Source organism: Pseudomonas taiwanensis (genome assembly GCF_013393345.1).
GTDB classification, from domain to species: domain Bacteria; phylum Pseudomonadota; class Gammaproteobacteria; order Pseudomonadales; family Pseudomonadaceae; genus Metapseudomonas; species Metapseudomonas resinovorans_C.
In genome coordinates this window covers 58,013-84,015 of record NZ_QJRF01000060.1, presented here as the reverse complement: position 1 = coordinate 84,015, position 26,003 = coordinate 58,013, and the positions used below count along the sequence as shown (strand labels likewise).

Annotated in this window: 25 protein-coding genes; 19 read left to right on the top strand and 6 right to left on the bottom strand. The window is 63.7% G+C overall.

The window, feature by feature from the left end:
- Positions 1-257: 257 nt before the first annotated feature.
- The 3 genes from brnQ (at position 258) to DM872_RS13530 (ending at position 2,918) form a co-directional block, all read left to right on the top strand.
- Positions 258-1,571: a branched-chain amino acid transport system II carrier protein gene (gene brnQ, locus DM872_RS13540; protein WP_179059976.1), complete on the top strand. Its 1,314-nt coding sequence runs from the start codon at positions 258-260 to the stop codon at positions 1,569-1,571.
- A gap of 226 nt (positions 1,572-1,797) precedes the next feature.
- Entirely contained in the window at positions 1,798-2,532 is a 735-nt protein-coding gene (locus tag DM872_RS13535; protein WP_179059975.1) for a DUF599 domain-containing protein, read from the top strand.
- Positions 2,529-2,918 carry an MAPEG family protein gene (locus DM872_RS13530; protein WP_179059974.1) on the top strand — a complete coding sequence of 130 codons (390 nt, stop codon included), beginning with the start codon at positions 2,529-2,531 and terminating at the stop codon, positions 2,916-2,918. Before DM872_RS13535 ends, DM872_RS13530 begins: the two co-directional genes overlap by 4 nt.
- Before the next feature lie 61 nt (positions 2,919-2,979).
- Here DM872_RS13530 and DM872_RS13525 read toward each other — a convergent pair whose 3' ends face one another.
- Positions 2,980-3,201 (bottom strand): hypothetical protein, encoded by a 222-nt coding sequence (locus DM872_RS13525; protein WP_179060131.1) that lies wholly within the window; start codon positions 3,199-3,201, stop codon positions 2,980-2,982.
- Positions 3,202-3,372: 171 nt separating this feature from the next.
- On the opposite strand from DM872_RS13525, the gene DM872_RS13520 reads away from it, so the two are divergent.
- The 6 genes from DM872_RS13520 (at position 3,373) to DM872_RS13495 (ending at position 9,386) form a co-directional block, all read left to right on the top strand.
- Positions 3,373-3,828: a PaaI family thioesterase gene (locus DM872_RS13520; protein WP_179059973.1), complete on the top strand. Its 456-nt coding sequence runs from the start codon at positions 3,373-3,375 to the stop codon at positions 3,826-3,828.
- Positions 3,825-4,268, top strand: a complete 444-nt coding sequence (locus tag DM872_RS13515) for a PaaI family thioesterase (protein ID WP_077525496.1) — start codon at positions 3,825-3,827, stop codon at positions 4,266-4,268. The genes DM872_RS13520 and DM872_RS13515 overlap by 4 nt, the downstream gene beginning before the upstream one ends.
- Positions 4,269-4,308: 40 nt before the next feature.
- Positions 4,309-5,553 (top strand): MFS transporter, encoded by a 1,245-nt coding sequence (locus tag DM872_RS13510; protein WP_179059972.1) that lies wholly within the window; start codon positions 4,309-4,311, stop codon positions 5,551-5,553.
- A gap of 132 nt (positions 5,554-5,685) precedes the next feature.
- Positions 5,686-7,584 carry a molecular chaperone HtpG gene (gene htpG, locus DM872_RS13505; RefSeq protein WP_179059971.1) on the top strand — a complete coding sequence of 633 codons (1,899 nt, stop codon included), beginning with the start codon at positions 5,686-5,688 and terminating at the stop codon, positions 7,582-7,584.
- 284 nt (positions 7,585-7,868) lie between these two features.
- A complete protein-coding gene (locus DM872_RS13500) occupies positions 7,869-8,657 on the top strand; it encodes a dienelactone hydrolase family protein (RefSeq protein ID WP_179059970.1) in 789 nt (262 codons plus the stop codon).
- A 3-nt stretch (positions 8,658-8,660) separates the two neighbouring features.
- Positions 8,661-9,386 carry a dienelactone hydrolase family protein gene (locus tag DM872_RS13495; RefSeq protein WP_179059969.1) on the top strand — a complete coding sequence of 242 codons (726 nt, stop codon included), beginning with the start codon at positions 8,661-8,663 and terminating at the stop codon, positions 9,384-9,386.
- Between the two features lie 236 nt (positions 9,387-9,622).
- Here the strand turns inward: DM872_RS13495 and DM872_RS13490 are convergent, their stop codons facing one another.
- On the bottom strand, positions 9,623-10,483 hold the full coding sequence (locus DM872_RS13490) for a pirin family protein (RefSeq protein WP_179059968.1): 861 nt from the start codon (positions 10,481-10,483) through the stop codon (positions 9,623-9,625).
- Between the two features lie 20 nt (positions 10,484-10,503).
- Positions 10,504-10,923 carry an OsmC family protein gene (locus DM872_RS13485; protein ID WP_179059967.1) on the bottom strand — a complete coding sequence of 140 codons (420 nt, stop codon included), beginning with the start codon at positions 10,921-10,923 and terminating at the stop codon, positions 10,504-10,506.
- Between the two features lie 140 nt (positions 10,924-11,063).
- Between DM872_RS13485 and DM872_RS13480 the strand changes: the two genes are divergently transcribed.
- From DM872_RS13480 to mddA, 5 genes are all read left to right on the top strand, one after another.
- Positions 11,064-12,086 carry an amidohydrolase family protein gene (locus DM872_RS13480; RefSeq protein ID WP_179059966.1) on the top strand — a complete coding sequence of 341 codons (1,023 nt, stop codon included), beginning with the start codon at positions 11,064-11,066 and terminating at the stop codon, positions 12,084-12,086.
- 63 nt (positions 12,087-12,149) lie between these two features.
- Positions 12,150-12,614 carry a DUF3859 domain-containing protein gene (locus tag DM872_RS13475; protein WP_179059965.1) on the top strand — a complete coding sequence of 155 codons (465 nt, stop codon included), beginning with the start codon at positions 12,150-12,152 and terminating at the stop codon, positions 12,612-12,614.
- A gap of 65 nt (positions 12,615-12,679) precedes the next feature.
- A complete protein-coding gene (locus DM872_RS13470; protein WP_077527869.1) occupies positions 12,680-13,399 on the top strand; it encodes a response regulator in 720 nt (239 codons plus the stop codon).
- Positions 13,400-13,712: 313 nt separating this feature from the next.
- Positions 13,713-16,535 carry a PAS domain-containing hybrid sensor histidine kinase/response regulator gene (locus DM872_RS13465; RefSeq protein WP_179059964.1) on the top strand — a complete coding sequence of 941 codons (2,823 nt, stop codon included), beginning with the start codon at positions 13,713-13,715 and terminating at the stop codon, positions 16,533-16,535.
- Positions 16,536-16,629: 94 nt separating this feature from the next.
- Positions 16,630-17,403, top strand: coding sequence for a methanethiol S-methyltransferase (gene mddA, locus DM872_RS13460; RefSeq protein ID WP_179059963.1), 774 nt, complete (start codon positions 16,630-16,632; stop codon positions 17,401-17,403).
- Positions 17,404-17,576: 173 nt separating this feature from the next.
- Here mddA and fabB read toward each other — a convergent pair whose 3' ends face one another.
- From fabB to DM872_RS13445, 3 genes are all read right to left on the bottom strand, one after another.
- Positions 17,577-18,794, bottom strand: coding sequence for a beta-ketoacyl-ACP synthase I (gene fabB / locus DM872_RS13455; RefSeq protein ID WP_077526339.1), 1,218 nt, complete (start codon positions 18,792-18,794; stop codon positions 17,577-17,579).
- Positions 18,795-18,805: 11 nt separating this feature from the next.
- Positions 18,806-19,321, bottom strand: coding sequence for a 3-hydroxyacyl-[acyl-carrier-protein] dehydratase FabA (gene fabA / locus DM872_RS13450; protein ID WP_077526340.1), 516 nt, complete (start codon positions 19,319-19,321; stop codon positions 18,806-18,808).
- A gap of 260 nt (positions 19,322-19,581) precedes the next feature.
- Positions 19,582-21,489, bottom strand: coding sequence for an ATP-binding protein (locus DM872_RS13445; protein WP_179059962.1), 1,908 nt, complete (start codon positions 21,487-21,489; stop codon positions 19,582-19,584).
- A gap of 324 nt (positions 21,490-21,813) precedes the next feature.
- On the opposite strand from DM872_RS13445, the gene DM872_RS13440 reads away from it, so the two are divergent.
- From DM872_RS13440 to DM872_RS13420, 5 genes are all read left to right on the top strand, one after another.
- A complete protein-coding gene (locus tag DM872_RS13440; protein ID WP_179059961.1) occupies positions 21,814-22,836 on the top strand; it encodes an NAD(P)H-dependent glycerol-3-phosphate dehydrogenase in 1,023 nt (340 codons plus the stop codon).
- 37 nt (positions 22,837-22,873) lie between these two features.
- The gene (locus DM872_RS13435) at positions 22,874-23,221 is read left to right on the top strand and encodes a DUF4389 domain-containing protein (protein ID WP_179059960.1); all 348 of its coding nucleotides are present in this window, start codon (positions 22,874-22,876) and stop codon (positions 23,219-23,221) included.
- Positions 23,218-23,682 carry a phosphohistidine phosphatase SixA gene (gene sixA / locus DM872_RS13430; protein ID WP_179059959.1) on the top strand — a complete coding sequence of 155 codons (465 nt, stop codon included), beginning with the start codon at positions 23,218-23,220 and terminating at the stop codon, positions 23,680-23,682. Before DM872_RS13435 ends, sixA begins: the two co-directional genes overlap by 4 nt.
- Before the next feature lie 104 nt (positions 23,683-23,786).
- Positions 23,787-25,454, top strand: coding sequence for an AMP-binding protein (locus DM872_RS13425; protein WP_179059958.1), 1,668 nt, complete (start codon positions 23,787-23,789; stop codon positions 25,452-25,454).
- 49 nt (positions 25,455-25,503) lie between these two features.
- Complete coding sequence (locus DM872_RS13420; RefSeq protein ID WP_179059957.1) at positions 25,504-25,950, top strand: hotdog fold thioesterase; 447 nt, start codon at positions 25,504-25,506, stop codon at positions 25,948-25,950.
- Positions 25,951-26,003 lie beyond the last annotated feature (53 nt).

The following is a 26,003-nucleotide window of genomic DNA, read 5'->3' as shown; positions in this document are numbered from 1 at the left end:
TGGGTGCAACCTTTTCTGTGAAATGTGCAACCGCCTGTCGGGCAAGCGACAGAAACGGTTGCTACTCCGACAGCCTGATCCACGTCAGGCGCTTCCCCCGGTAAAATCGGTAGGGTTGCAACCACGCGCTCACCATGCCCCACAAGGGCGAAGGTCGGGCACTAGCGATCAATCCCAAACGGATGGATGACGTTTCCCCCGACCCAATCGGGAAACCCCTTCGGTAAACCCTGTTTCAGCGATGTGGTAATTCCCCAATGAAATCCTTGAAAGGCCAGGACATCCTGGCGCTTGGCTTTATGACATTTGCCCTGTTCGTCGGGGCCGGCAATATCATCTTCCCGCCCATCGTCGGCTTGCAGTCCGGACCCCATGTCTGGATGGCGGCTCTGGGCTTCCTGATCACCGCGGTCGGGCTTCCGGTCGTGACCGTGATCGCACTGGCCAAGGTCGGCGGTGCCATGGATTCCCTCAGCAGTCCCATCGGCAGGACGGCCGGCGTTCTGCTGGCGGCTGTCTGCTACCTCTCCGTGGGTCCGCTGTTCGCGACGCCCCGTACCGCGACCGTTTCCTTCGAAGTGGGCCTGGCGCCCCTCACTGGCGAAACGCCGGTGGCCCTGTTCGCCTACAGCCTGGTGTATTTCCTGGTGGTCCTTGCGGTTTCCCTCTATCCGGGTCGCCTGCTGGACACCGTGGGTCGCGTGCTTGCGCCGATGAAGATCGTCGCCCTGGCGATCCTCGGTATTGCCGCCTTCATGCTGCCGATGGGTGAAATCGGCGATGCCACTCCGGCCTACCAGGCCGCACCGTTCTCCCAAGGCTTCATCAATGGCTACCTGACCATGGATACCCTGGGTGCCCTGGTGTTCGGCATCGTCATCGTCAATGCCATTCGCTCCCGTGGCGTCGAATCGCCGCGCCTGATCACCCGTTATGCCGTCATCGCCGGCCTGATCGCCGGTGTCGGCCTGGCGCTGGTCTACATCAGCCTGTTCCGCCTGGGCGCCAACAGCCACGGCATCGCCGGTGAGGCTGCCAACGGTGCAGCGGTGTTGCATGCGTATGTGCAACACACCTTCGGCAACCTCGGCAGCACCTTCCTTGCGCTGCTGATTTCCCTGGCGTGCCTGGTAACGGCTGTCGGCCTGACCTGTGCTTGCGCGGAATACTTCAGCCGGCTCCTGCCGCTTTCCTACCGCAGCCTGGTGATCATCCTGGCCGTCTTCAGCCTGCTGGTGTCGAACCTCGGCCTGACCAAGTTGATCCAGGTTTCAGTGCCGGTGCTCACCGCGATCTATCCGCCGTGCATCGTGCTCGTAGCGCTCAGCTTCTGCTGGGGCCTGTGGCACTCGCCGGGTCGCGTGGTGGCACCGGTGATGTTGGTATCGCTGCTGTTCGGCCTGATTGACGCGCTCAAGGGCGCCGAACTGGCCGGTTGGATGCCGCAGTGGCTTTCCCATCTGCCACTGTCGGAGCAGGGCCTTGCCTGGCTGCTGCCTGCTGTCGCTGCCCTGGCGTTGGCCAGCCTCTACGACCGCCTCCTGGGCAAGCCGGTGGAAGTGGCTGCCTGAGTCCGGAGTTCCCCCAGAAAAGGCCGCCTTCGGGCGGCCTTTTTCATTGGTCTGTCGAGCAGATTTCTTCGCGAATGAATTCGCTCCTACAGGGCCATAGCCCGGATGCAATCCGGGGACGGATGTGTGGCGATTCCCGGATTTCATCCGGGCTACGTCAATGCCTGAACACAGCACCGGTAAGTGCCTGCCGCTATAATCCGCGGCGTTATTACAAGGAATCTGCATGTCGATCATTCTGCGCAACTGGCCGCATCTGCTGGCAATCATCTGGTTCATCGGCTGCTGGTTGGGCTACACCCGCTACGCCATCTGGAAGGGCAGGGACACCGCCTGCCTGGCCTCGGTCCTGCACCTCTACCGCGAAGACTGGATGCGCCGCCTGCTGCTGCGCGACAACCGCATCGCCGACGCCAGCGTGATCGGCAACCTGGAGCGCAACGCCTCGTTCTTCGCCTCCAGCACCCTGATCATCCTGGCCGGCATCCTCACCGTGCTCGGCTCCACCGACCGCGCGGTATCGGTGCTGGAGGACCTGCCATTCGTGCAGCCCGCCAGTACGGGCGTCTCCGAGCTGAAGCTGCTGGCCCTGGCGGTGGTCTTCGTCTATGCCTTCTTCACCTTCAGCTGGTGCATGCGCCAGTACAACTTCGCCGCCATCCTGGTGGGCTCGGCACCGATGATCGGCGAGCGGCACGTCAGTGAGCTGGAGCGCAAGGCCTTCGCCGAACGTACGGCGCGGGTGATCTCCCTGGCGGCCAACCAGTTCAACTTCGGCCTGCGCAGCTACTACTTCGGCATGGCGATGCTGGCCTGGTTCATCAACCCCTGGTTCTTCATGATCGTCACCAGCGGCGTAGTGCTGGTGCTGTATCGGCGCGAATTCCATTCCGATGTGCTGGATGTAATGGTCTACACCCCGACCCAGGCGCTGGAAGCGCCCAAGGAGAAAGTCGAATGAGTATTCCGTTCTGGTGCCTGTTCTTTGCCGCTCTGCTCATCTATCTGGCCAAGATCCCAGTGGTCAAGGCCATGCGGGAGGAGGGGCGCGGCTATGACAATCATCACCCGCGCGCGCAACAGGCACGGCTGACCGGTGTGGGCGCGCGAGCGGTGGCGGCGCATCAGAACAGCATCGAGATGTTCCCGCTGTTCGCCGCGGGCGTGCTCATGGCGCATACCACACAGACCCAGGGCTGGTTCGTCGACCTGCTGGCGATCATCTTCATCGTTTCGCGGGTCTTGTATCTGTTCCTCTACTGGAATGACAAAGCGAGCCTGCGCAGCCTGATCTGGGGCGTCGGCCTGATCTGCTGCCTGCTATTGATGCTCAGCCCAGCACTCTGACTAACCCGGAAACAACAAGGCCCGCATTATGCGGGCCTTGTCGTTCCAGCGAGCTGGAGGCTTACTGGCTTTGCTCCTCGGACGGCGCGGTATCAGGCGCTGCCGGGGCGGGCTCGGTCGGTGCCGGGGCGGTTTCCGGCGCCGGAGTCGGTGGGGTGGCCGGGGTGCTCGGCTGGGTTTCGGTAGCCGGTGCAGCCGGTGCCTGAGCCTCTTCCTTCTTGTCGCAGGCGGCGAGACCAAGGCTTGCGGCCAGGAGCAGGGCGAGAGACAGGGTTTTCTTCATCATTGAGCCTCCATGTGTGGCTTTTCCTCATCGATAGCCGTTGGAGTTTGTGATCCGTTTCTAAGTTCCGCGCCAATTGCAAAAAGCATGACTGCGCGGTCTCCCACGGCGCAAGCGGGTGGGGCAGGGTATGATTCGCCTCTTTGCCCAACTTCCGCCAAGGTTGCAGTCATGACGGACAACATCCTCATCGAACGGGCGCAGCGCTTTCTTTCCGTGCTGCGTCATTGCCAGGTGCTCGGCCTCAGCGTGCACGACGCCACTTCCCAAGGCCTGACCCTGCGCCTGCCGTACAGCACGCAGATCATCGGCAATCCGGAAACCGGTGTGATCCACGGTGGTGCCATTACCACTCTGATGGATACCACCTGCGGCATTTCCACGGTCTGCGTGCTCCCGGAGTTCGAGATCTGCCCGACCCTGGACCTGCGCATCGACTACATGCACCCGGCCGAGCCACACCAGGATGTCTTCGGTTTTGCCGAGTGCTACCGGGTTACCCCCAATATCATCTTCACCCGTGGCTATGCCTACCAGGACGACCCGGCACAGCCCATCGCCCATGTGGTGGGCGCGTTCATGCGCATGGGCAAGCCCGGGCAGCTGAAGCAGGGAGGTGCGGCATGAGCCTCGACCTCAGCGCCGTGGTGCGCGAAGCCCACGAGAAGAACGATTACGACTCGCTGGTCTGCCTGATCCCCTACGCCAAGCTGATCGGCATGGAATGCCTGCGCCTCGGGGATGACATGGTGTTCCGCCTGCCGGCGAACAAGGACAACATCGGCAATCCGACCCTGCCAGCCATCCACGGCGGCGTGATCGCCGGCTTCATGGAGCACGCGGCGATGCTCCACTTGCTGATGTTCATGGGCACGCCACATATGCCCAAAATCATCGACTTCTCGATAGATTACCTGCGCGCCGGGCACTATCGTGACACCTACGTCCAATGCCAGGTCTGGCGACAAGGCCGCCGTGTCGCCAACGTCGCCATTACCGCCTGGCAGACCACCCAGACCGAGCCCATCGCCACCGCGCGCGCCCACTTCAAGGTCGACGAATCCTGAGGCGCGTCAGGCGCGTCCGGTCGCTCACAAGGAAAGCCCGATGGTTGCGTTACTCATACTCGGTGGCCTGCTGCTGATCGTCACCGGCCTCGTCTGGCTGGTGATGCGCGCGTTCGGCACCAGCCTGCTCTGGGGCTTCGGCAGCCTGCTGCCGCCGGTGACGCTGGCCTATGTGCTCTACCATTGGCGAACCGCGCGCAAGGCCGTGGCCTTTGGAGCCATGGGGTTCATACCGCTGGTGGTGGGCCTGACCATGCTCGCCGCGCAGGACCCGGAGCGCCTTCAGGCGATCCTGAGCCTGCGCTGGCTGGGCGACGAGCAGCAGACAGCTTCCGAACTGGACATCCGCCTCAATGGCGAACTCAACGGGCAGCGCTTCGCTCCGCTTCAAGCCGAACTGGTGGATGGCATTCTCAGCCTGCGCGAGGGCCAGGACTTCTATGCCCGTCGCGAGCTCACCATCCGGGTCGGCAGTCAGCCGCAGGGAGCCCTGCGCCTGGATGTATTGCCCGAGGATGCCGGCCCGAAACCGGAAATCGAAATCAGCTGGCTGCTCCCGGAGCAGGAGCTGCCCGAAGCCCGGCGCATCCCCCGTGGCTACACACTGCACCTGGACCTTCAGCCGGTCGCCCCGAATCGCCTGGCCGGCGACTTCCACCTGGTACTGCCACCGAAGTTCGCGACCACGCTATCCGGCCATCTGGAGGTCTTCACTGATCGTCTGCGCTACCGTGACGGCCAGGTAGACACGCGTTACGACTCCCGTGACACGCTGGCCCATGTCATCCGCGACTACCTGCAACGCCGCTTTGCCACCCGTGATGTCGAGCTGGCCCCGCTGCCGGCCGTCAGCCTGCCGGCACGCGAACTGGAGGTGGAGGTCGAGGCCCGCATCGGCGGCCAGCCCCAGCGTTTGCCGCTGCAGTTGATAAAGAATGAGAGCCGGGGGTGGCGCGTAAGTCGCGACAGCTTCCCGCCGTTGGCAGTCTCCAGCGTGGCCCCGGCGCCGAGCGAGGCAGAGGAGCCCGTATCACCAGCGGATAGCGCCCATGCGGTAGATCGCCGCCTGCGCTTCTCCCTGCAGCGCCTGCTTAGCAATCCCGCGCAGTACCAGGAACTCAGCATGCGTGTGTACACGGTACGCGGTAGCACCGCCGAAGGCCGCTTCGCCGGGTTGGATCGTGAAGGCCGTGTTCTGATTCGTCGCAACCTCGGTGGGGCAGGGGCCGCCAGTTTCAGCTTCGACCTCGACGAGGTTTCCGACGTCGAACTGCTCGAACCCTGAAGCCGGGGAGCCCTGGTGAAAGCCAGGTTCTTCCCGCTTTCGCTAAGCACTTGAAATCCTTGTCGAAGGCCCCATCTGGATGTGATCCGCCGCTGTAAGCGGCCCAAGCCATCCACGTGGAGTCAGACGACCATGAGTGTGGAAACTCAAAAAGAAACCCTGGGCTTCCAGACCGAGGTGAAGCAGCTGCTTCACCTGATGATCCATTCGCTGTATTCCAACAAGGAAATCTTCCTCCGCGAGCTGATTTCCAACGCCTCCGACGCCGCCGACAAGCTGCGCTTCGAAGCGCTGGCAACGCCTGCGCTGCTGGAAGGGGGCGCCGAGCTTAAGATCCGTGTCAGCTTCGACAAGGATGCTCGCACCGTCACCCTCGAGGACAACGGCATCGGCATGAGCCGTGACGAGGTGATCGCGCACCTGGGCACCATCGCCAAGTCCGGCACCGCCGACTTCCTGAAGAATCTCTCTGGCGACCAGAAGAAGGATTCCCACCTGATCGGCCAGTTCGGTGTGGGCTTCTATTCCGCGTTCATCGTCGCCGACAAGGTCGATGTGTTCACCCGCCGCGCCGGCCTGGCGGCCGCCGAGGGCGTTCACTGGTCGTCGCAAGGCGAGGGCGAGTTCGACATCGCCACTATCGACAAGGCCGAACGCGGTACCCGCATCGTCCTGCACCTGAAGAGCGGCGAAGAAGAGTTCGCCGACGGCTGGCGCCTGCGCAACGTCATCAAGAAGTACTCGGACCACATCGCCCTGCCTATCGAGCTGCCGAAGGAGCAACACGGCGAAGAGGCACCGGCCGAGCCGGAGTGGGAAACCGTCAACCGCGCCAGTGCGCTCTGGACCCGTCCGCGCACCGAGGTGAAGGACGAGGAGTACCAGGAGTTCTACAAGCACGTCGCCCACGACTTCGAGAACCCGCTGTCCTGGAGCCACAACAAGGTCGAAGGCAAGCTGGAGTACACCTCGCTGCTCTACGTCCCGGCCCGTGCACCCTTCGACCTCTATCACCGTGAGGCACCGCGCGGCCTGAAGCTCTACGTGCAGCGCGTGTTCATCATGGACCAGGCTGACCAGTTCCTGCCGCTCTACCTGCGCTTCATCAAGGGCGTGGTGGACTCCAATGACCTGTCGCTGAACGTCTCCCGCGAAATCCTGCAGTCCGGTCCGGTGATCGAGTCCATGAAGTCGGCGCTGACCAAGCGCGTTCTGGACATGCTGGAGAAACTGGCGAAGAACGAGCCCGAGCAATACAAGGGCTTCTGGAAGAACTTCGGCCAGGTGCTGAAGGAAGGTCCGGCCGAGGACTTCGCCAACAAGGAGAAGATCGCCGGCCTGCTGCGCTTCGCGGCCACCAGCGACGAATCGGGCGAGCAAAGCGTTTCCCTGGCCGACTACATCGGTCGCATGAAAGAAGGCCAGGACAAGATCTACTACCTCACCGGCGAGAGCTATTCGCAGGTGAAGAGCAGCCCGCACCTGGAAGTCTTCCGCAAGAAAGGCATCGAAGTGCTGCTGCTCACCGACCGCATCGACGAGTGGCTGATGAGCTACCTCTCCGACTTCGATGGCAAGGGCTTCGTCGATGTCGCCCGCGGCAATCTCGACCTCGGCCAGCTGGACTCGGAAGAGGACAAGAAGGCCCAGGAAGAAGTTGCCAAGACCAAGGAAGGACTGATCGAACGCCTCAAGTCCGCCCTGGGTGAGGAAGTTTCGGAAGTGCGCGTGTCGCACCGCCTGACCGACTCTCCGGCGATCCTCGCCATCGGCGAACAGGACCTCGGCCTGCAAATGCGCCAGATCCTCGAAGCCAGCGGCCAGAAAGTGCCGGACTCCAAGCCGATCTTCGAGATCAATCCGGCCCATCCGCTGATCGAGAAACTCGACGGCGAGCAGGACGAGGACCGCTTCGGCGAGCTGTCGCATATCCTCTTCGACCAGGCTGCCCTGGCCGCAGGCGACAGCCTGAAGGACCCGGCCGCCTATGTGCGTCGCCTGAACAAGCTGCTGGTGGAGCTCTCCGCCTGATAGCCGAAAAGTGCGAAGAAAGGCCCGCTGATGCGGGCCTTTTTCTTTGTTGTGGATCTTGGCAGGCTCTTCGTGGGGTCGAATCCGACCGTCGGTGCCTTGTAGGAGCTAGCTTGCTAGCGAAAGGGGCCATTCGCTGGCGATGCGGTTCATGGGCAACTGCGCCGCCCATGGCGAATGAATTCGCCCCTACAGGGCTGAAAATCGAAGCAATAAAAGGAGTAGGACGGTTTTCGCCGCCGGACGGTCTAACCTTGGTCATTCCCGGGACAGGAGAGCGCTCCATGAACCGTTTGCTGCTGCCTTCGCTGCTGTTTGCATTCACCGGCCCCGCTTGGGCGGCCATGGTCACCCAGGCCGTTCCCTACGAGATCGACGGCAAGCCCTTCGAGGGCACGTTGGTCTACGACGATGCGGTGAAGACGCCGCGGCCCGGACTGATGATGGTGCCCAACTGGCTCGGCGTGACCCCGGCCGCAGCTGAACAGGCCAAGGAGATCGCGGGGGAGCGCTACGTGATCTTCATCGCCGACATGTACGGCAAGGACCTCCGTCCGAGCAATCCGGAGGAGGCGAAGGCTGCCGCCACCGCTGTGCGAGGCGACCGTCCGCTGATGCGCAAGCGTGCCCTCGCCGGCGTGGAAGTGCTCCGCAAGCAGGGTGAGAAAGTGCCGCTGGACCTGGCCAGCCTCGGCGCAATCGGCTTCTGCTTCGGGGGCGGCAGCGTGCTGGAGCTGGCGCGCTCAGGGGCGCCGCTGAAGGGGTTCGTGTCCTTCCATGGCAACCTCGATACGCCCAATCCCGCTGATGCCCGCAACATTCGCGCGCCGGTGCTGGTGCTGCATGGTGCGGACGACCCGGCTGTGCCCAAGGCCCAGGTGGATGCCTTCACCGCCGAAATGGCTGCGTCCAAGGCCGACTGGCAATTGGTCAGTTACGGCGGCGCGGTGCATTCGTTCACCGAGCGCGGGGCCAACGTGCCGGGGCGCAATGAATACAATCCCAAGGTCGCCGCGCGGGCCTACCAGGCCATGAACGACCTGTTCGATGAAGTCTTCACCGGAGCGAGGTAATCCATGACGCAACTCCAGACCCAGACCGTTGGCTATACCGTCGATGGCCTGGCATTCGAAGGTCGCCTGCTGTTCGATGCTGCCGACTTGGCCCCGCGTCCCGGCTTGTTGATGGCGCCCAACTGGTTCGGGGTCAGTGACGGCGCGCTCGAACTGGCGGGCCAGGTGGCCGGCCGGGGTTATCGCGTACTGCTGGTCGACCTCTATGGCACGACCGTGCGACCGGGCAATGCGGCCGAGGCGAGCGCCGCCATGCTGCCGCTCAAACAGGATCGCGCGCTGCTGCGCCGTCGCCTGCTGGTGGCCCTCGACGCCTTGCGCGATCAGGACGTTGCGCCGATGGAGGCAGCGTGCCTGGCGGCTTTCGGTTTCTGCTTCGGTGGCACCTGTGCGCTGGAGCTGGCCAGGGCCGGAGCCCCGCTCAAGGCTGCCGTTTCATTCCACGGCGCCCTGGATACACCCAACCCCACTGACGCCCGCAATATCCAGGGAGCCGTGCTGGTGCTGGATGGCGCCCTGGACCCGCTGGTGCCCCGCGAACAATTGCCGGCGTTTGCCAAAGAGATGGGCGAGGCAGGCGTGGATTGGCAGTTGCTGAGCTATGGCGGGGCGGTGCATTCGTTCACCGACCCGGCCGCGAACAATCCAGGCACCGCGCAATACAACGCCAAGGTCTCCAAGCGCGCTTTTGCCGCGATGTACGCCCTGCTGGATGAAGTCTTCGCCTGAGTGTGGGAGCGAATTCATTCGCGAAATGGCAAGGCGCCGTGTCAGTCGATGACAGCCCTCTCCCCCGGCCCCTCTCCCTGAAGAGGAGAGGGGTGACTCTCGACCTACCTCCGCACAGTCCTGCTCGGAGCGTATCAAGCCAGCCTTTCTGTAGGAGCGAGCTTGCTCGCGAAAAGTTGGAGCACGATCCTTCGCGAGCAAGCTCGCTCCTACAAGGGCCAGAGGCGGCAATCAACTCAGCGCGGCAGCTCGATCCGGCTGGTCTCGCCTGGCACGGTCGGCCAATCACCTGCCGCCCAACGGCTGCGCGCGTTTTCGATCAATTCGGGGCTGCTGGACACGAAGTTCCAGTTCATCCGTCGCGGGCCGTCCAGCGGAGCACCGCCGATCATCACCAGTTGGCAGCTGCTGCATGCTGAAAGCACGAACTCCACGCCTTCGGGCAAAACCACCAGGCTGCGCGGTTCCAGCGGCTCGTCGTCGAGCGAGGCTTCGCCATCCAGCAAGTACAGGGCGCGCTGGGGATGCTCGCAGGGGATGGTCAGCGTGGCGCCGGCTTCCAGTTGCAGGTCGGCGTAGAGGGTAGGGGAGAGCACCGGTACGGGGGATTCCAGGCAGAAGCCGGTTCCGGCGATCAGGCGGATGCGTACGCCGAGTGCATCCTGCTCCGGCAGGCTGGCTGCCGGGTGATGGCTGTAGCTGGGTTCGCAGTCCTCAAAGGCCTTGGGCAGGGCCAGCCAGACTTGCAGGCCGTGGGCGCGCGAGCCGCTGGCCAGCAGGTTCGCCGGCGTGCGCTCGACATGGGCAACGCCACGGCCGGCAGTCATCCAGCTGACATCGCCCGGCTTCACCAACTGGTCCGAGCCCAGGCTGTCCTTGTGTTGCAGCTCGCCTTCGAACAGGTAGGTGAGGGTGGACAGGCCGATATGCGGATGCTGCCGCACGTCCATGCCGTTTCCTGGCGGATAGTCCGCCTCCAGCATGTGATCGAAGAACACGAAGGGGCCGACGCTACGGCACTGGGCCGAGGGCAGCGGGCGGAGGATCGGCTGCCCGGCGACTTCTTCGGCGCGGGGCCGGATGGTGAGGATGCTCATGCTCTGGATTCCTGCATGGGTCACTGACTGAAGTCGCCTTCGGCAAGGCGGGTTTCGATGCTCACTTCAACCTGGGTCATCAACTTGTGTACCGGACACTTGTCGGCGATGCGCAGCAGGGTGGCGCGCTGCTCATCGGTGAGGGCACCGCGCAGCGTCAGCTTCACGTCCAGGCGGTAATGCCCCTTGCGTTCCTCGCTGTCGTCGCGGGTTACGTCGACGTCCACCCCCGTCAGCGGGATGCCATTCTTCTGCGCGTAATAGGTGACGGTCAGCGCCTTGCAGCTGCCGAGGGCCGCATCGAAGTAATCATGGGGCTCGGGGTCTGCACCTGCGCCACCCAGCTCTGTCGGCAGGTCGGTGAACAGCGGTGCCTTGCCGTCCAGTTCGATGCGCTGGCGGGTACCGTTGGCGGAATCACGGGTGAGACGGATTGTCATGGAGGGCCTCCTGGCCAATGAGCGGATCGAGTCCCGGCTAGGCTAACGCAAAGGGCGACGGCCAGCAGCAGGGCGCGTGCGTTGAACGCACGCCGGCGGATTTCGGTCTACAGTCGCTCAGCTTTTCCGGAGGAACTGTCTTGTATCGACTGAGGACCAGTCTTGCCGCGCTGCTGTTGGCGGCCACCCTGACGGCTGAAGCGAGTGAGTACCGCTATAGCGACGCCCATCTGCATTACGTGGACTTCTTCCAGGAAAGCGATGGAATGAAGGCCCTGCTGAAGGCGATGGACGAGGGAAACATCGACCATGTGATGATTTCCGGCATTCCGGTGGCCAAGAAATGGCACGAGGACGAGCCCAAGCGGCCGCGCTACTACGCCGGGGACGATGCCGCCGCTTACTGGTACAGCGCCACCGACGTGCAGGTGGCCGCTGCGGTGAAGCAATTGCCGCCCGCGCAGCGCAAGCGCTTCCATCCATTCCTGAGCGGCTTCAACCCCAACGACAAGAATTCCGACGCGCACATTCGCCGAATGCTCGAGCTGGACCCCGACCTCTGGCAGGGCATCGGGGAAGTGTTCACCCGTCACGACAACCTCACCGCCCTGATCGATGGCGACACACCACGGGCCAACAACGAGGCCATGACCCGCGTCTATCACCTGGCGGCCGAGTACGACCTGCCGGTGCTGCTGCACTCGAACATCACCTCCCAGCGCGAGCGCAATCCGCTCTACTTGCAAGAAGTGGAGGAGCCCCTGCGCAACCATCCCCATGTGCGCTTCATTTGGGCCCATGCCGGCGCCAGCATGGAAATCCACCGTCACCAGACGAAGATGGATTTCCTTCTGCCGACGCTGACGCGAATGCTCGAGGCCTATCCCAACCTCTTTATCGACCTGTCATGGAGCGTGCTCGAACCCTATCTGCTGGACGCCGACGGCAAGCCGGACCGCCGTTGGCTGAAGCTGGTGGAACGGTATCCGGACCGCTTCATGCTGGGCTCGGATGTGGTGGGGCGCTTTGACGGGCTGGGTGACTACCTGACGGCCTACGATCCGTTCCTCGACGCCTTGCCAGCGTCGGTGGCGCGCAAGGTGGCGCGGGACAACTTCCTTGCCGTGCTGCCCCGCAAGCACCAGCGAGAGGGCGCGCAGTAACTCTGTCACAAGGATGTCATGGGCACGTCATAACCTCGCGCCACCGCAAACAAGGAGCGCGACATGATCCCCTTTCGAATGACAGCACTCGTGGCCCTCGGCCTGGCTTCCGGCGTTGCCCTGGCTGATGTGCGAGTGGATGGCCCGGTGGAGTACGGCATCTTCGAATCCCAGTACCAGGATTACCAGCCGGGCGAGCGTGTGCTGACCCGCAGCAACCAGACCATCGAACAGACTGACGAAATTCCAGCCAAGCTCGGTACCAAGTTCGGCATGCGCTACACCTTGCTCGGCAAGCAGGAAAAAGACGCGCCGTTGACCTTGCTCTACCTCACCCCAGGCGTGGTCACCCCGGATGGCAAGCGCCACGACAAGTTTGTGGTGGAGCAGAAGATGGCGCCTGGCGCTCCCACCGACGTGATGGCCTTCGAGTTCACCGAGCACTACGAAGTGGTGCCGGGTGAGTGGCGTTTCATGGTCTTCCAGGGCGATCGCCTGTTGGCCGAACAGAACTTCACCGTCCGCTGATTCCGCGCGCGTCGCCATGGCGCGCTATAGTCGCTGGGTCTGAAGCAGGCGCGAGGCGCGGGCCCATGGCCGAACAGATCAGCATCCTGGTGGTGGACGACGACGAGGCGATCCGCGAGTTATTGCTGGATTACCTCGGCGGCCAGGGCTACCAGGTCCACGCGGTGGCCGATAGCCGCCAGATGCGGGCACGGCTGGCCGAAGCGTTGCCCGACCTGGTGCTGCTGGATGTCGGGCTACCGGGCGAGGACGGCCTCAGCCTGGCGCGCTACCTGCGCGAGCATCACGACTTGCCGGTGATCATGGTGTCTGGCGCCGGCACGCCGCTGGATCGCATCATCGGCCTGGAGGTGGGGGCTGACGATTACATTGCCAAGCCCTTCGATCCCAGGGAGCTGCTGGCGCGACTGAAGACCGTGCTGCGGCGTTATCGCCGAGCCCCGTCACCAACGGCCGTGGCCGCCACGGAAAGCGACAATCCCTGCCTGCAGCTCGGCCTTTGCCGTCTCGACCTGCAGAGTCGCCAGCTGTTCGATGCGGCGGGCGAGGAGATCCCGCTGACAGCCATGGAGTTCGACCTGCTCCAGGCCTTCGCCCAGCGCCCCAACCGGCCGCTGTCCCGCGACCAGTTGCTGAACCTGACGCAGCATCGTGACTGGAATCCCTTCGACCGCTCCATCGACATCCGCATAGCGCGCCTGCGCCGCAAGCTGGAAGCGGACCCGGACAAGCCGCAGATCATTCGCACCGTGCGTGGCGTCGGCTACATGTTCGTGCCGGGCTGAACCGCAAGAAGCTGCTGGGGCATTCATTTGAACGCGGTCATGAGTCACCGGCACTGCCTGTGACGGTTCGAATCCCCGGGCTAGCAGGATGAAGCGGATCCGGTAGGGTGCGCCGTGCGCACCGGCGGTTTGACGGGATGTCGAAGCTGAACCTGAAGTCGGTGCGCACAGCGCACCCTACGGTCCAGACCGAACTAAATCACCCCCCACATCAGGTCATTGTTTCAATTGTTTCAATAGCGCCGGGCGCTTCCCGGAGTGGGGCGGGCTGTCTCTATACTCAGGCAGTCCGCTACCCCCGGAGGGCCCGCCGGTGAGCCAGCCATTGACCCGCCACTTCACCATCAGTGCCGAAGAGCATCGCCTGCGGCAGATCGTCGATAACAGCAGTGCGGTGATCTACGTGAAGGACCTGGACGGCCGCCTGGCGCTGGTCAACCGCGCTTTCGAGCGCCTGTTCAAGGTACGCGCCGAGCGGGTGTTGGGGCATACCGATCACGAGTTCTTCCCCCGGGAAATCGCCGACGTGCTGCGGGCCAATGACCTGCGGGTGATCCAGCTCGGACATGAACTGGAGTTCGAGGAGCAGGTGCCCATGGGCGGCGGTATCCGCACCTACCTGTCGAACAAGTTTCCGTTGTTCGATAGCGAAGGGCGTGTCAGCGCCGTCTGCGGCATCTCCACCGACATCAGTTCGCGCAAGAGCCTGGAAGAAGTCCTGCGCTTCGTCGCCCTGGGCGTGTCCGCCGCGACCGGCAACGAGGTGTTCGAAGCCATCGCGCGCTACATGGTGCGCTCGCTGAATGCCGACTTCGCCTTCGTCAGCCGTATCAGCGACGAGGGCCCGCAACGTCTCACCACCCTCGCGCTCTACTACGAGGGCAAGCTGCACCAGAACGCCACCTACGACCTGAAAGGCACACCTTGCGCCGAGGTGTTCGGCCGCAGTTTCCATTTCGTGCCCCGCGACCTGCGCAGTTCGTACCCCGGTGATGAGGTCCTGGCGTCCTTTGGTGTCGACAGTTACGCCGGCTTCCCGCTTTTTGCCAGCGATGGTCGGCCCTTGGGGTTGATCGCCGCCGGCCGGTTGGGTCCGATGAGCGACCGCGACAAGGTGGAGTCCGTGCTGCGCATCTTCTCGGTCCGGGCTGCGGCGGAGATAGAGCGGCTGGAAGCCGAGGCCAGTTACCGGGCGATCTTCAACACCTCGGAAGATGCCATCTTCGTCCACGACATCGAAAGTGGGGCCCTGGTCGACGTCAATCCCAAGGCCTGCCTTGCCTATGGCTATAGCTACGAGGAAATGCTCAAGCTGGAGATCGACGCGTTCAGTGCCGGCTACTCGCCCTATACCGGCAAGGAAGCGGCTGGCTTCCTGTCGCGCGCCGCTGCCGGCCAGGTGCAGCGTTTCGAATGGCACCGGCGCAATCGCGACGGCAGCCTGCACTGGGATGAAGTGCTGCTCAAGCGCGTGGCGATTGGTGGTATCGACCGCATTCTCGGTATCACCCGCGAGATCACCCAGCGCAAGGAGGCCGAACAGGCGCTACGTGCCAGTGAAACGCAGTACCGCGCTATTACCAATACGGCCCTGGACTGCTTCATCAGCATGGACGAATCCGGCCGAGTACTGGCCTTCAACCCGGCGGCCGAGCAGTGCTTCGGTATCAGTCGCGAACAGGCGCTGGGCCACTCGCTGCTGAAACTGATCATCCCGCCACGCTTTCGTGACGCCTACGAACACGCGCTGGAGCACTACGCACAGACCGGGCACGGTGCGTTCCTCGGCAAGCGCATGGAAGTGGTGGCCCAGCGAGCCGATGGTCGTGAATTCGCCGCGGAACTGGCCCTGACCCAGGTGCCGGGAGACGAGGGACCGCGCTTCATCTGCTACCTGCGCGACATCACCGAGCGCACTCAGGCCGAAGAAGAGCGCGCCCGCCTGGAACAGCAGCTGCGCCAGGCCCAGCGCATGGAGGCCATCGGGCACCTCACGGGCGGCATTGCCCACGACTTCAACAATTTGCTGACCAGCATGCTCGGCTACACCGTGATGGCCCAGGAGCTGGCGGAGCAGGGCGGTGACGAGCGACTCGGCAAGTACCTCTCGCGGGTGCAGCGCTCGGCGGAAAAGGCCCGCGACCTGATCCAGCAGATGCTCACCTTCAGTCGCGGCAGCCGTGGCAAACCGCAGGTGGTGGCGCTGGACCTGCTGCTGGGGGATTTCATCCGCCTGGTGGAGTCGACCTTGCCGGCGACCGTCGAACTGGAGGTACAGCTGGACCACGACTTGCCGCAGGTGCTGGCAGACCCGGTGCAACTGGAGCAGGTGCTGATGAACCTCTGCATCAACGCCCGCGATGCCATGGGCAGCGTCGGCCAGTTGCGGGTGAGCCTTTGCCAGCAGGAGCTGGAGGGCGTATGCGCGTCCTGCCAGCAGCGAATCAAGGGCACCTATGTTGCGTTGACCGTGAGCGACAGCGGCCCGGGAATCGACCCGACCTTGCGCACGCAGATTTTCGAGCCGTTCTTCTCGACCAAGGCGAGTGGGCAGGGCAGTGGCATGGGCTTGTCCATGGTGCATGGCATCGTCCATGAGTACGGCGGCCATATCCACCTGGACAGCGCGCCGGGGCAAGGCGCCACCTTCCGCGTACTGATGCCGGCCCACGGGCCGGCGGCTGCTGCGGAAGCGACGAGTGCGCCGACGGCCGAGCGCCCGCTGCTGCGCTCGGCCCTGAGTGGACGCGTGGCGGTGGTGGACGATGACGCCACCGTAGCTGAGTTCATGGGCGAGCTGCTGGAGGGATGGGGGCTGGAGCCCGGCATCTTCTGCGACGCCGAGCAGGCCAGCCAGCTGCTCTGCGCCGATCCCTACGCCTGGGATTTCGTCATCCTCGACCAGAGCATGCCGCGCCTTTCCGGCCTTCAGGTCGCCAGGCGTCTGCTGGCATCCCGCGCGGACCTGCCCATTGTGCTCTACACGGGTTTCAGCGACTCGCTGCTGGAGAGTGAAGTGCAGCAGCAGGGCGTCAAGGCGCTGCTGACCAAGCCCCTGAACCAGCAACGCCTGCATCAACTGTTGCAGGCCTGGCTGGAGGGCCCGCGGAGCGGATACAAAGCGGAAACAAACTGAGCGCTGCCAGCCATAGGGCTGATACAGGCCGGGGCCAATCTGGTGTCCAAGGCGGAGAGATGCCGCCGACCAGAACCCCAGGCAGGAGCGCATCATGTTCACCTACTTCAAACGCGTTTCGATCTTCTTCTACGGCCTGATCAGTTACCTGATCTTCTTCGCCACCTTCGTCTACTCCATTGGCTTCGTCGCCAACCTGCCATTTGCGCCGCGTACCCTGGATGGTGAACCGCGCCTGCCGTTCTGGGCCGCCCTCGGAGTCGACGTGCTGCTGCTGGCCATCTTCGCCGTCCAGCACAGCCTGATGGCCCGTCCAGCCTTCAAGGCGTGGTGGACCCAGTGGATCCCGCCTGCAGCCGAGCGCAGCACCTACGTGCTGTTTTCCAGCCTGGCGCTGATCCTGCTGTACAGCTACTGGCAGCCCCTGGGTGGTGAGATCTGGAACATCGAGAACCGCTCCGGCCGCCTGGTGCTGGGTGCCACGTTCGGTTTCGGCTGGGCGCTGGTGTTCTACGCCACGTTGCTGATCAACCACTTCGACCTGTTCGGGCTGCGCCAGGTGTGGCTGAACCTGCTGGGCAAACCCTATACGGCACTGGAGTTCAAGATGCCGGGTGCCTACAAGCTGGTGCGGCATCCCCTGTACCTGGGCTGGTTCCTGTGCTTCTGGGCGACGCCGACCATGACCGCCACCCACCTGCTGTTCGCGGTGCTGACCAGTATCTACATCCTGGCCGCCATCCAGCTGGAAGAACGCGACCTGCTGCGCGAGCATCCCGAGTACGCAGACTACCGGCAGAAGGTGCCCATGTTGCTGCCACGCGTTGGTAGCCGCGACAAAGCGAGCGACGGTCGCGAAGCGGCCTGATCACCGGGGAAAGAGAAGGGCGCCTTGTGGCGCCCTTTTTTGTTTGAACGTGGGAAAGCTGTTCGCGAGCAAGCTCGCTCCTACCCTTCAGTAGCCTCTCTCAGGTGATCGACAGGCAGAAACGACAAGGCCCGTATCCAGGGATACGGGCCTTATCGTTACCACAGGAACCGTCAGCCGTTGAAGCGGCGCAGTACCAGGGTGGCGTTGGTGCCGCCGAAGCCGAAGCTGTTGGACATGACGGTGTCGATCTGGGCGTTCTCGCGGGTCTCGCGCAGGATCGGCAGGTCGGCCACTTCAGGGTCGAGCTCGTCGATGTTGGCGGAGCCGGCCATGAACTTGCCTTCCATCATCAGCAGGCAGTAGATGGCTTCCTGCACACCGGCTGCACCCAGCGAGTGGCCGGAGAGGCTCTTGGTGGAGCTGATGGCCGGGGCCTTGTCGCCAAACACGGCGCGTACGCCACGGATTTCCGCCACGTCGCCCACTGGAGTGGAAGTGCCGTGGGTGTTCAGGTAGTCGATCGGGGTGTCGACGGTGGACAGTGCCAGCTGCATGCAGCGGATGGCGCCTTCGCCACTCGGGGCAACCATGTCGTAGCCGTCGGAGGTCGCGCCGTAGCCGACGATTTCCGCGTAGATCTTGGCGCCACGCTTGAGGGCGTGTTCCAGCTCTTCGACAACCACCATGCCACCGCCGCCGGCGATGACGAAACCGTCACGCTTGGCGTCGTACGCGCGGGAGGCGCGCTCAGGGGTTTCGTTGTACTGGGTGGACAGGGCGCCCATGGCGTCGAACAGGCAGCTCTGGCTCCAATGCTCTTCTTCACCGCCGCCGGCGAAGACCATGTCCTGCTTGCCCAGCTGGATCTGCTCCATGGCCTGGCCGATGCAGTGCGCGCTGGTGGCGCAGGCCGAGGAGATGGAGAAGTTCACACCCTTGATCTGGAAGGGGGTGGCCAGGCAGGCGGAAACGGTGCTGCCCATGGTGCGGGTCACACGGTATGGGCCAATGCGCTTGACGCCTTTTTCGCGCAGGGTGTCGATGGCTTCCATCTGGTTGACGGTGGAAGCGCCGCCGGAGCCGGCGATCAGGCCCACGCGCGGGTTGGAGATCTGTTCGGCGGTCAGGCCGGCGTCTTCGATGGCCTGCTGCATCGCCAGGTAGGCGTAGGCAGCGGCATCGCCCATGAAACGGAAGAGCTTGCGATCGATCAGCTCTTCCAGGTTCAGGTTGACCGAACCGGACACCTGGCTGCGCAGACCCATCTCCGCATAGGAGGGGTTGTGGCGGATACCGGCGTTGCCGGCGCGCAGGTTGGCGGAAACGGTGGCTTTGTCATTGCCCAGGCAGGAGACGATGCCCAGGCCAGTGATCACGACGCGACGCATGCGGATGTCCTTCAGAAGCTGTCGGTAGAGGTGAACAGGCCTACGCGCAGGCCTTCGGCGCTGTAGATCTCGCGGCCGTCGACGGCCACGGTGCCATCGGCGATGCCGAGGATCAGCGAACGATTAATAGTGCGCTTGATGTGAATGTTGTAGGTGATCTTTTTCGCGGTCGGCAGCACCTGGCCGAAGAACTTGACTTCGCCGGAGCCCAGGGCGCGGCCACGGCCGGGATTGCCTTGCCAGCCGAGGTAGAAGCCGACCAGCTGCCACATGGCGTCGAGGCCGAGGCAGCCGGGCATGACCGGGTCGCCTTCGAAGTGGCAGGCGAAGAACCACAGGTCAGGATTGATATCGAGCTCGGCGACGATCTCGCCTTTGCCGTACTTCCCGCCGGTTTCGCTGATATGCACGATGCGATCGATCATCAGCATGTTGGGGGCGGGCAGTTGCGCATTACCAGGGCCGAACAGCTCGCCGCGACTGCAGCGCAGCAGGTCTTCCCGGGTATAGGCGTTTTGTTTGGTCATGCGAGCTCCTCAATGGTCCCCGTCTGGCACAGGGCTTTGCATTCATCCGTCTGCCGTGGCCGTTTTTCGGGGCCTCAGTCGGCAGACTAGTCATAGACTGTTGCGTTGCGGTGAAAGTCACAGAGTGGCGAGCACAGTCGTGCACCTGAGTGACAAAGGCTCGCCTCAGGGGGCGTGCCAGGGACATCCCGCTCGCAAATCGTGGAGCACTTTAACATCCCGGAACACTCGACGAATGTCTGGAAACGGCACCATTCGTTTCAGTCCGACGGCCTGCTCAGCCAGCGCTGCATCACGCGCAGCAGATCGGCGCGCTTGAAGGGCTTGGCCAGGTAGTCGTTCATGCCAGCCGCCAGGCAGGCTTCACGGTCGCCCTGCAGGGCGTTGGCGGTGAGGGCGATAATCGGCAGCGTTGCGCCGCCATTCATCTGGCGAATCTGGCGTGTAGCTTCGTAGCCGTCGAGCACCGGCAGGCGGCAGTCCATGAGAATCGCCGAATAGTGATGACGCGAAGCCTGGTGCACTGCCTGGGCGCCATCGCCAACCAGGCTGACCTGAAAGCCGAGACTGCGCAGCATGGCCTCGATCACCGTCTGGTTCACCGGGTTGTCCTCTACCAGCAGAACGTGCTGGCCAGTGCCGTCGCCGTGCTCCTGCGACTGGTTGACCAGTGCTTCCGCGCCCTGGGGCCGGAAGGGCAGGGGTATTTCCAGGGTGAAGGTCGACCCCGAACCCTCGTGGCTCTCGGCCCGCAGGGTTCCGCCCATCCGTTCGGCAAGGGTGCGGGCGATGGGCAGGCCAAGCCCGGTGCCGCCATAGCGGCGGGAGATCGAATGATCGGCTTGCTGGAAGGCGTCGAACATGTGTTCCAGGCGATCCGGCGGGATGCCGATACCGCTGTCATGGACGGCGCAGGTGAGCCAGAGCACCTCGCTGTCCAGTGCTTGCCAGCGGGTTTCCACCTTGATGCCGCCTTCTTCCGTGAACTTGAGGGCATTACCCACCAGGTTGACGAGAATCTGCCGCAGCCGCGTCGGGTCGCCGTGGGCTTCGACCCGCTCCAGGCCGTCCTGGGTGTCGAGCGTAAGGGATAGCCCGCGTTGCTGCGCGCTGTGCTGGAACACCTGCACCGATCCCAGGACCAGGTCCAGCAGGTTGAACGGGATGCGCTCCAGTTCCAGGGCGCCGCGCTCGATGCGGGAGAAATCGAGGATGTCGTTGATCACCTTCAGCAGGTGCTCCGTGGACTCCGTGGCCAAGGCCGCGTACTCGGTCTGTTCCTCGGTCATCTCGGTGGTTTCCAGCAACTGCAGCATGCCCAGCACACCATTCATGGGCGTGCGCAGTTCGTGGCTCATCATTGCCAGGAAGTCGGACTTGGCACGGTTCGCCATTTCCGCTTCTTCATGGGCCTTGATCAGCTGACCCATCGCCTGTTGCTGTTCCTGGCTGGCCTTTTCGAGGCCGCTGGCCAGGTTGTTGATATGCCGGCTGAGGTCGCCCAACTCGCTGTCATCCACCACTGGAAGGCTGGCGGCGTAGTTGCCTTCCTGAATGGCCTTTACCGCTTCACCCATGGCGCTGATGGGTTGCGACAGGCGCGTGGCCAGGCGACGGGCGAGGAGGAAGGTGAGCAGGAGGGCGATCAGGGCCAGCACCGTCGCCTTGAGGAGGATTTCCTGCTGACGGCTGCTGAAGGCGTCGTTGGACATGCCGACGACGACACGGCCCAGGTAGTTGTTGTCGTTGCTGCGGCCGTCGGCGCTGGCCAGCGTGCGCCGGGCCTGAAGGTGCATCTGTTGCTGGAGGATGGGCGCGTGGAACACTTCCACCTGCGCACCGGTCTTTTCCAGGCTGTCTTGCTGTTCCAGATAGACCAGGATGTTGTCGGCGCGGTCGCGCACTTCGAGGAAGCGCACGTGAGGCGTGCTCAGACTGGCCTGGAGCAGGCCTTCCAGCACCTCGAGGTTGCCGGTGACCACACCGTACTCCGCCGCCGGGGCGAGCTGGCTCGCGATCAGCTGGCCGGTGTGGTTCAGCTCCTGGCGCAGGTCCTGCAGGCGGGCGAAGGTGAAGAAGCCGGTGAGCAGCAGGGTCAGCAGCAGTGCCGGCCCGAGGCTGATCAACTGGGTGCGGGTATGGATGTCCCAGCGTCGCCGCAAGGTCATGGGCACGACGCTCCTTCGGCGGCAGGAGAGTTCGGGAGTCTGGGAGAGGGTCGGCACATCTTCCTTTTGCCTCGGTGCGGGGTCGTCCGTGAAGCGGAACTATGCTGGAACTCTAGTCCCGATATGCCCCAATGCTGGGGGAAATTTCGATATCCGAAGATTGCCTGGGAACGAATGGGGCACTCTTGACGCCAAAAAACTGCGGCATCTTAACCGAGGAAGGTCGCTTTGCCAGCGCAATGGCTCTGGATAGAGGCTGGCTGGGCGGCGGCGCCTCCGTATAATGCGCAAATTCGCCATTCCAATGGCCTACATGGACCCGTTATGACTGAACAGCAACCCGTCGCGGTGCTAGGCGGCGGCAGCTTCGGCACCGCCATCGCCAATCTGCTGGCCGAGAATGGCCAGCGCGTGCGCCACTGGATGCGCGACCCGGAGCAGGCTGAGGCGATCCGCACCCTGCGCGAAAACCCGCGCTATCTCAAGGGCGTGAAGATCCTGCCCGGCGTCGAGCCGGATACCGACCTGCCCGCTGTCCTCGCCGACTGCGAACTGGTCTTCGTTGCGCTTCCCTCCAGCGCCTTGCGCAAGGTGCTGGAGCCGGTGGCGGGACAGCTTTCGGGCAAGCTTCTGGTGAGCACCACAAAGGGCATCGAAGCGCAGAGCTTCAAGCTGATGAGCCAGATTCTCGAGGAAGTGGCCCCGGACGCGCGCATCGGTGTGATTTCCGGCCCCAACCTGGCCAAGGAAATCGCCGACCATGCCCTCACCGCCACCGTGGTCGCCAGTGAAGACGCCGAACTCTGCAAGCGCGTGCAGTCCGCGCTGCATGGCCGCACCTTCCGCGTCTACGCCAGCCAGGATCGCTTCGGCGTCGAGCTGGGCGGCGCCCTGAAGAACGTCTACGCCATCATTGCTGGAATGGCCGCCGCCCTGGACATGGGCGAGAACACCAAGAGCATGCTGATCACCCGCGCCCTGGCGGAGATGACCCGCTTCGCCGTCAAGCTCGGTGCCAATCCCATGACCTTCCTCGGCCTTGCCGGCGTCGGCGACCTGATCGTCACCTGCTCATCGCCCAAGAGCCGCAACTACCAGGTGGGTTATGCCCTGGGCGAGGGCCTGTCCCTGGAAGACGCGGTCGCACGCCTGGGTGAGGTCGCCGAGGGCGTCAACACGATCAAGGTCCTCAAGACCCGTGCCGAAGAGCTGCAGGTCTACATGCCGCTGGTCGCTGGCCTGCATGCCATTCTTTTCGAGGGGCGTACGCTGGCTCAGGTGATCGAGTTGCTGATGCGCGGCGAGCCCAAGACGGACGTAGATTTCATCCCAACCACCGGCTTCTAGCCTGGACCCATCACCCTTTCGGACAAGGAGATTCCCCATGAGTGAAGAGCGCGAAGACCTGCAGCGTGAGCACATCCTGCTGCGCGTCCTGTGGATGCTGATCTTCGTTATCGTCTGGCAACTGGCCGAGATCGTGCTGGGCGCCGTGGTCCTGCTGCAACTCGGCTACCGTGCCTTCTACGGTGCGCCCAATGCAGGGTTGCTGTCCTTTGGCGACAGCCTGAGCCAGTACGTGGCGCAAATCGGCCGCTTCGGCACCTTCAATACCGAAGAAAAACCCTGGCCCTTCGGTGACTGGCCCGAGGCCCGTGCCCCCGAGGGCGAGGCGCCGCATGCGGTACCGCCTGCAGCCCATCCGGTACGTGACGAAGAGCCCAAGCTATGAGGCTCTGGCTACTGCGTCACGGCGAGGCCGAGCCCCGTGCCCGGACCGATGCGGAGCGCGAACTCACCCGCCACGGCCGCAAGGACGTGCTGCACAGCGCCGCCCAGCTTGCCGGGCGGCCGCTGGGCGCGATTCTTGCTAGCCCCTATGTGCGGGCCCAGCAAACCGCGGAGCTGGTTCGTGACGCGCTGGGCTTCCGCGGTGCCGTTGGCACCGCGCCCTGGAGCACGCCTGAGAGCGATCCGCGGGAGGCGTTGAATTTCCTTGCCGAACGCAGCGAACAGGACCTCCTGCTGGTCACCCACAACCCCTTTGTCAGCGACCTGGCGGGCCTCCTGATCCACGGCCATCGCCAGGAACCCTTGCCCATGGGAACCGCCACCCTGGCCGAGCTGGAAGGTGACCTCCTCATCCCCGGGCTGATGTCCCTGCGCAGCATCCACCACGTTCGCCGTCACTGACGATTCGCAACATTTCTTAACTTGCGCCTCCTCCGGGTGCGTGGAATATTCGCCCAAGCAAGTGCTTGGTTGTCCCCCACAAAAAGAACAAAGGAGGAGGCCCTGTGGCTGAAGCAGTCCGTTTGCCGCTTGAAGTGTTTTTTGAACGCGAAGCTCGTCACCCGAACAAACGCTATCTGGTCCAGCCGCTGGGTGGCGGCAAGATAGAAGAGCTGACCTGGGCCGAAGTGGGTGAGCAAGCCCGTCGGGCCGCCAGTTGGCTTCGCGGACGCGACCTGCCCCAGGGCAGCCGAATCGCGATCATCTCCAAAAATTGTGCCCACTGGATCGTCGCCGACTACGCCATCTGGATGGCTGGCCACGTTTCCGTTCCCCTCTACCCCAATCTCACTGCCGAATCGGTCCACCAGGTGCTGGAGCACTCCGAATCGGCGCTGGCCTTCATTGGCAAGCTCGATGATTGGCCGGCCATGGCCGGCGGTGTGCCCGAGGGTGTCCCGACCATCGCCCTGCCGATCCATCCTGAAGGCACCTTCGATTTCAGCTGGACCGACCTGCAGGCCGTCAACCCGATCCAGGACAGCCCCAAGGGTGCGCCGGACCAACTCGCCACCATCATCTACACCTCCGGTACCACGGGTACGCCCAAGGGGGTGATGCACAACTTCAGCAACTTCGCCTTCGCCGCCAACCACGGAATGAACATGTTCGAGACCGGCGAAGAAGACCGCTTGCTGTCCTACCTGCCGCTCTGTCATGTGGCGGAGCGCATGTTCGTCGAGATGGGCTCGCTCTACGCCGGGCAGACGGTGTTCTTCGCCGAAAGCCTGGAAACCTTCCTCGAGGACCTGCGCCGCGCGCGGCCGACCGCCATTTTCGGCGTGCCACGGATCTGGACCAAGTTCCAGATGGGCGTCTATTCGAAAATGCCGGCGCAGAAACTCGATCGCCTGCTCAGGCTGCCCGTCATCGGCCGCATGGTCGGACGCAAGGTGCTCGCCGGCCTCGGCCTGGATGCTGTGCGTAATGCCCTGTGCGGCGCCGCACCGGTGCCCGGGGCGCTGCTGAACTGGTACCAGCGCCTCGGCCTGGAAGTGCTGGAGGTCTACGGCATGACCGAGAACTGCGGCTACTCCCACCTGTGCCGCAAGGGCGAGGTGATGCCTGGCTGGATCGGCCGCAACAGCCCCGGCGTGGAAGTGCGCATCAACGAGGACGGTGAAGTGCAGGTGCGCAGCGGCGCCACCATGCAGGGCTATTACAAGGACCCGGCGAAAACCGCCGAAACCATCACCGCGGACGGTTACCTGCGCACCGGTGACAAGGGCGAGCAAGACGCCAACGGCAACCTGCGCCTGACCGGTCGCATCAAGGAAATCTTCAAGACCAGCAAGGGCAAGTACGTGGCGCCGGCCCCCATCGAGAATCGCCTGGCGGTGCATCCGCGTATCGAGCAGGTCTGCGTGGTCGGCGACGGCCTGCCCCAGCCCATGGCGCTTTGCGTACTGTCCGAGGTCGGACGGCAGGAGGCGGCCAACAGCGCCCGTTCCGACTTGGAACTCAGCCTGCGCAGCCTGCTGGAACAGGTCAACGGCGACCTCGACAAGCATGAGCGCCTGCAGGGGTTGGTGCTGGTCAAGGACGTGTGGGCAGTGGACAACGGTTTCCTGACCCCGACGCTGAAGATCAAGCGCAACATCGTTGAAGATGCTTATGGCAAGCGCTTCCCCGAATGGCTGGAACGCCAGGAAGCGGTGGTCTGGCACGAATGATCAAACCTGGCCGGGATTCCCCTCCCGGCCTTCCACAAGGAGCGACCCGATGGGCCTGTGGCGACAAATCCCCGATCTTGCACACCTCAACGAATCCCTGACGAACACCATCGGCGAAGGCCTGGACATCCGTTTCGAGTCCTTCGACGACGAATCCCTGACCGCCAGCATGGTGGTCGATCAGCGCACCCACCAACCTTATGGACTCCTGCATGGCGGAGCGTCAGTAGTGCTGGCGGAAACCCTTGGCTCCACGGCCAGCTTCCTCTGCATCGACAGCAGCCGCTTCTACTGCGTCGGCCTGGAGGTCAACGCCAACCACCTGCGTGGGCTGCGCAGCGGCCGCGTCACCGCAGTCGCCCGGCCGGTTCACCTCGGCCGCACCACCCATGTCTGGGATATTCGGCTTGCCGGCGAAGATGGCAAGCCCAGCTGCATTTCCCGCCTCACCATGGCCATCGTGCCCCTCGGCGCCGAGCCACCCGAGCGAGTGTAGGAGCGAGCTCTGCTCGCGAACTTTCCTCGTACAGGGCCCAGCCTCCGCGTAGG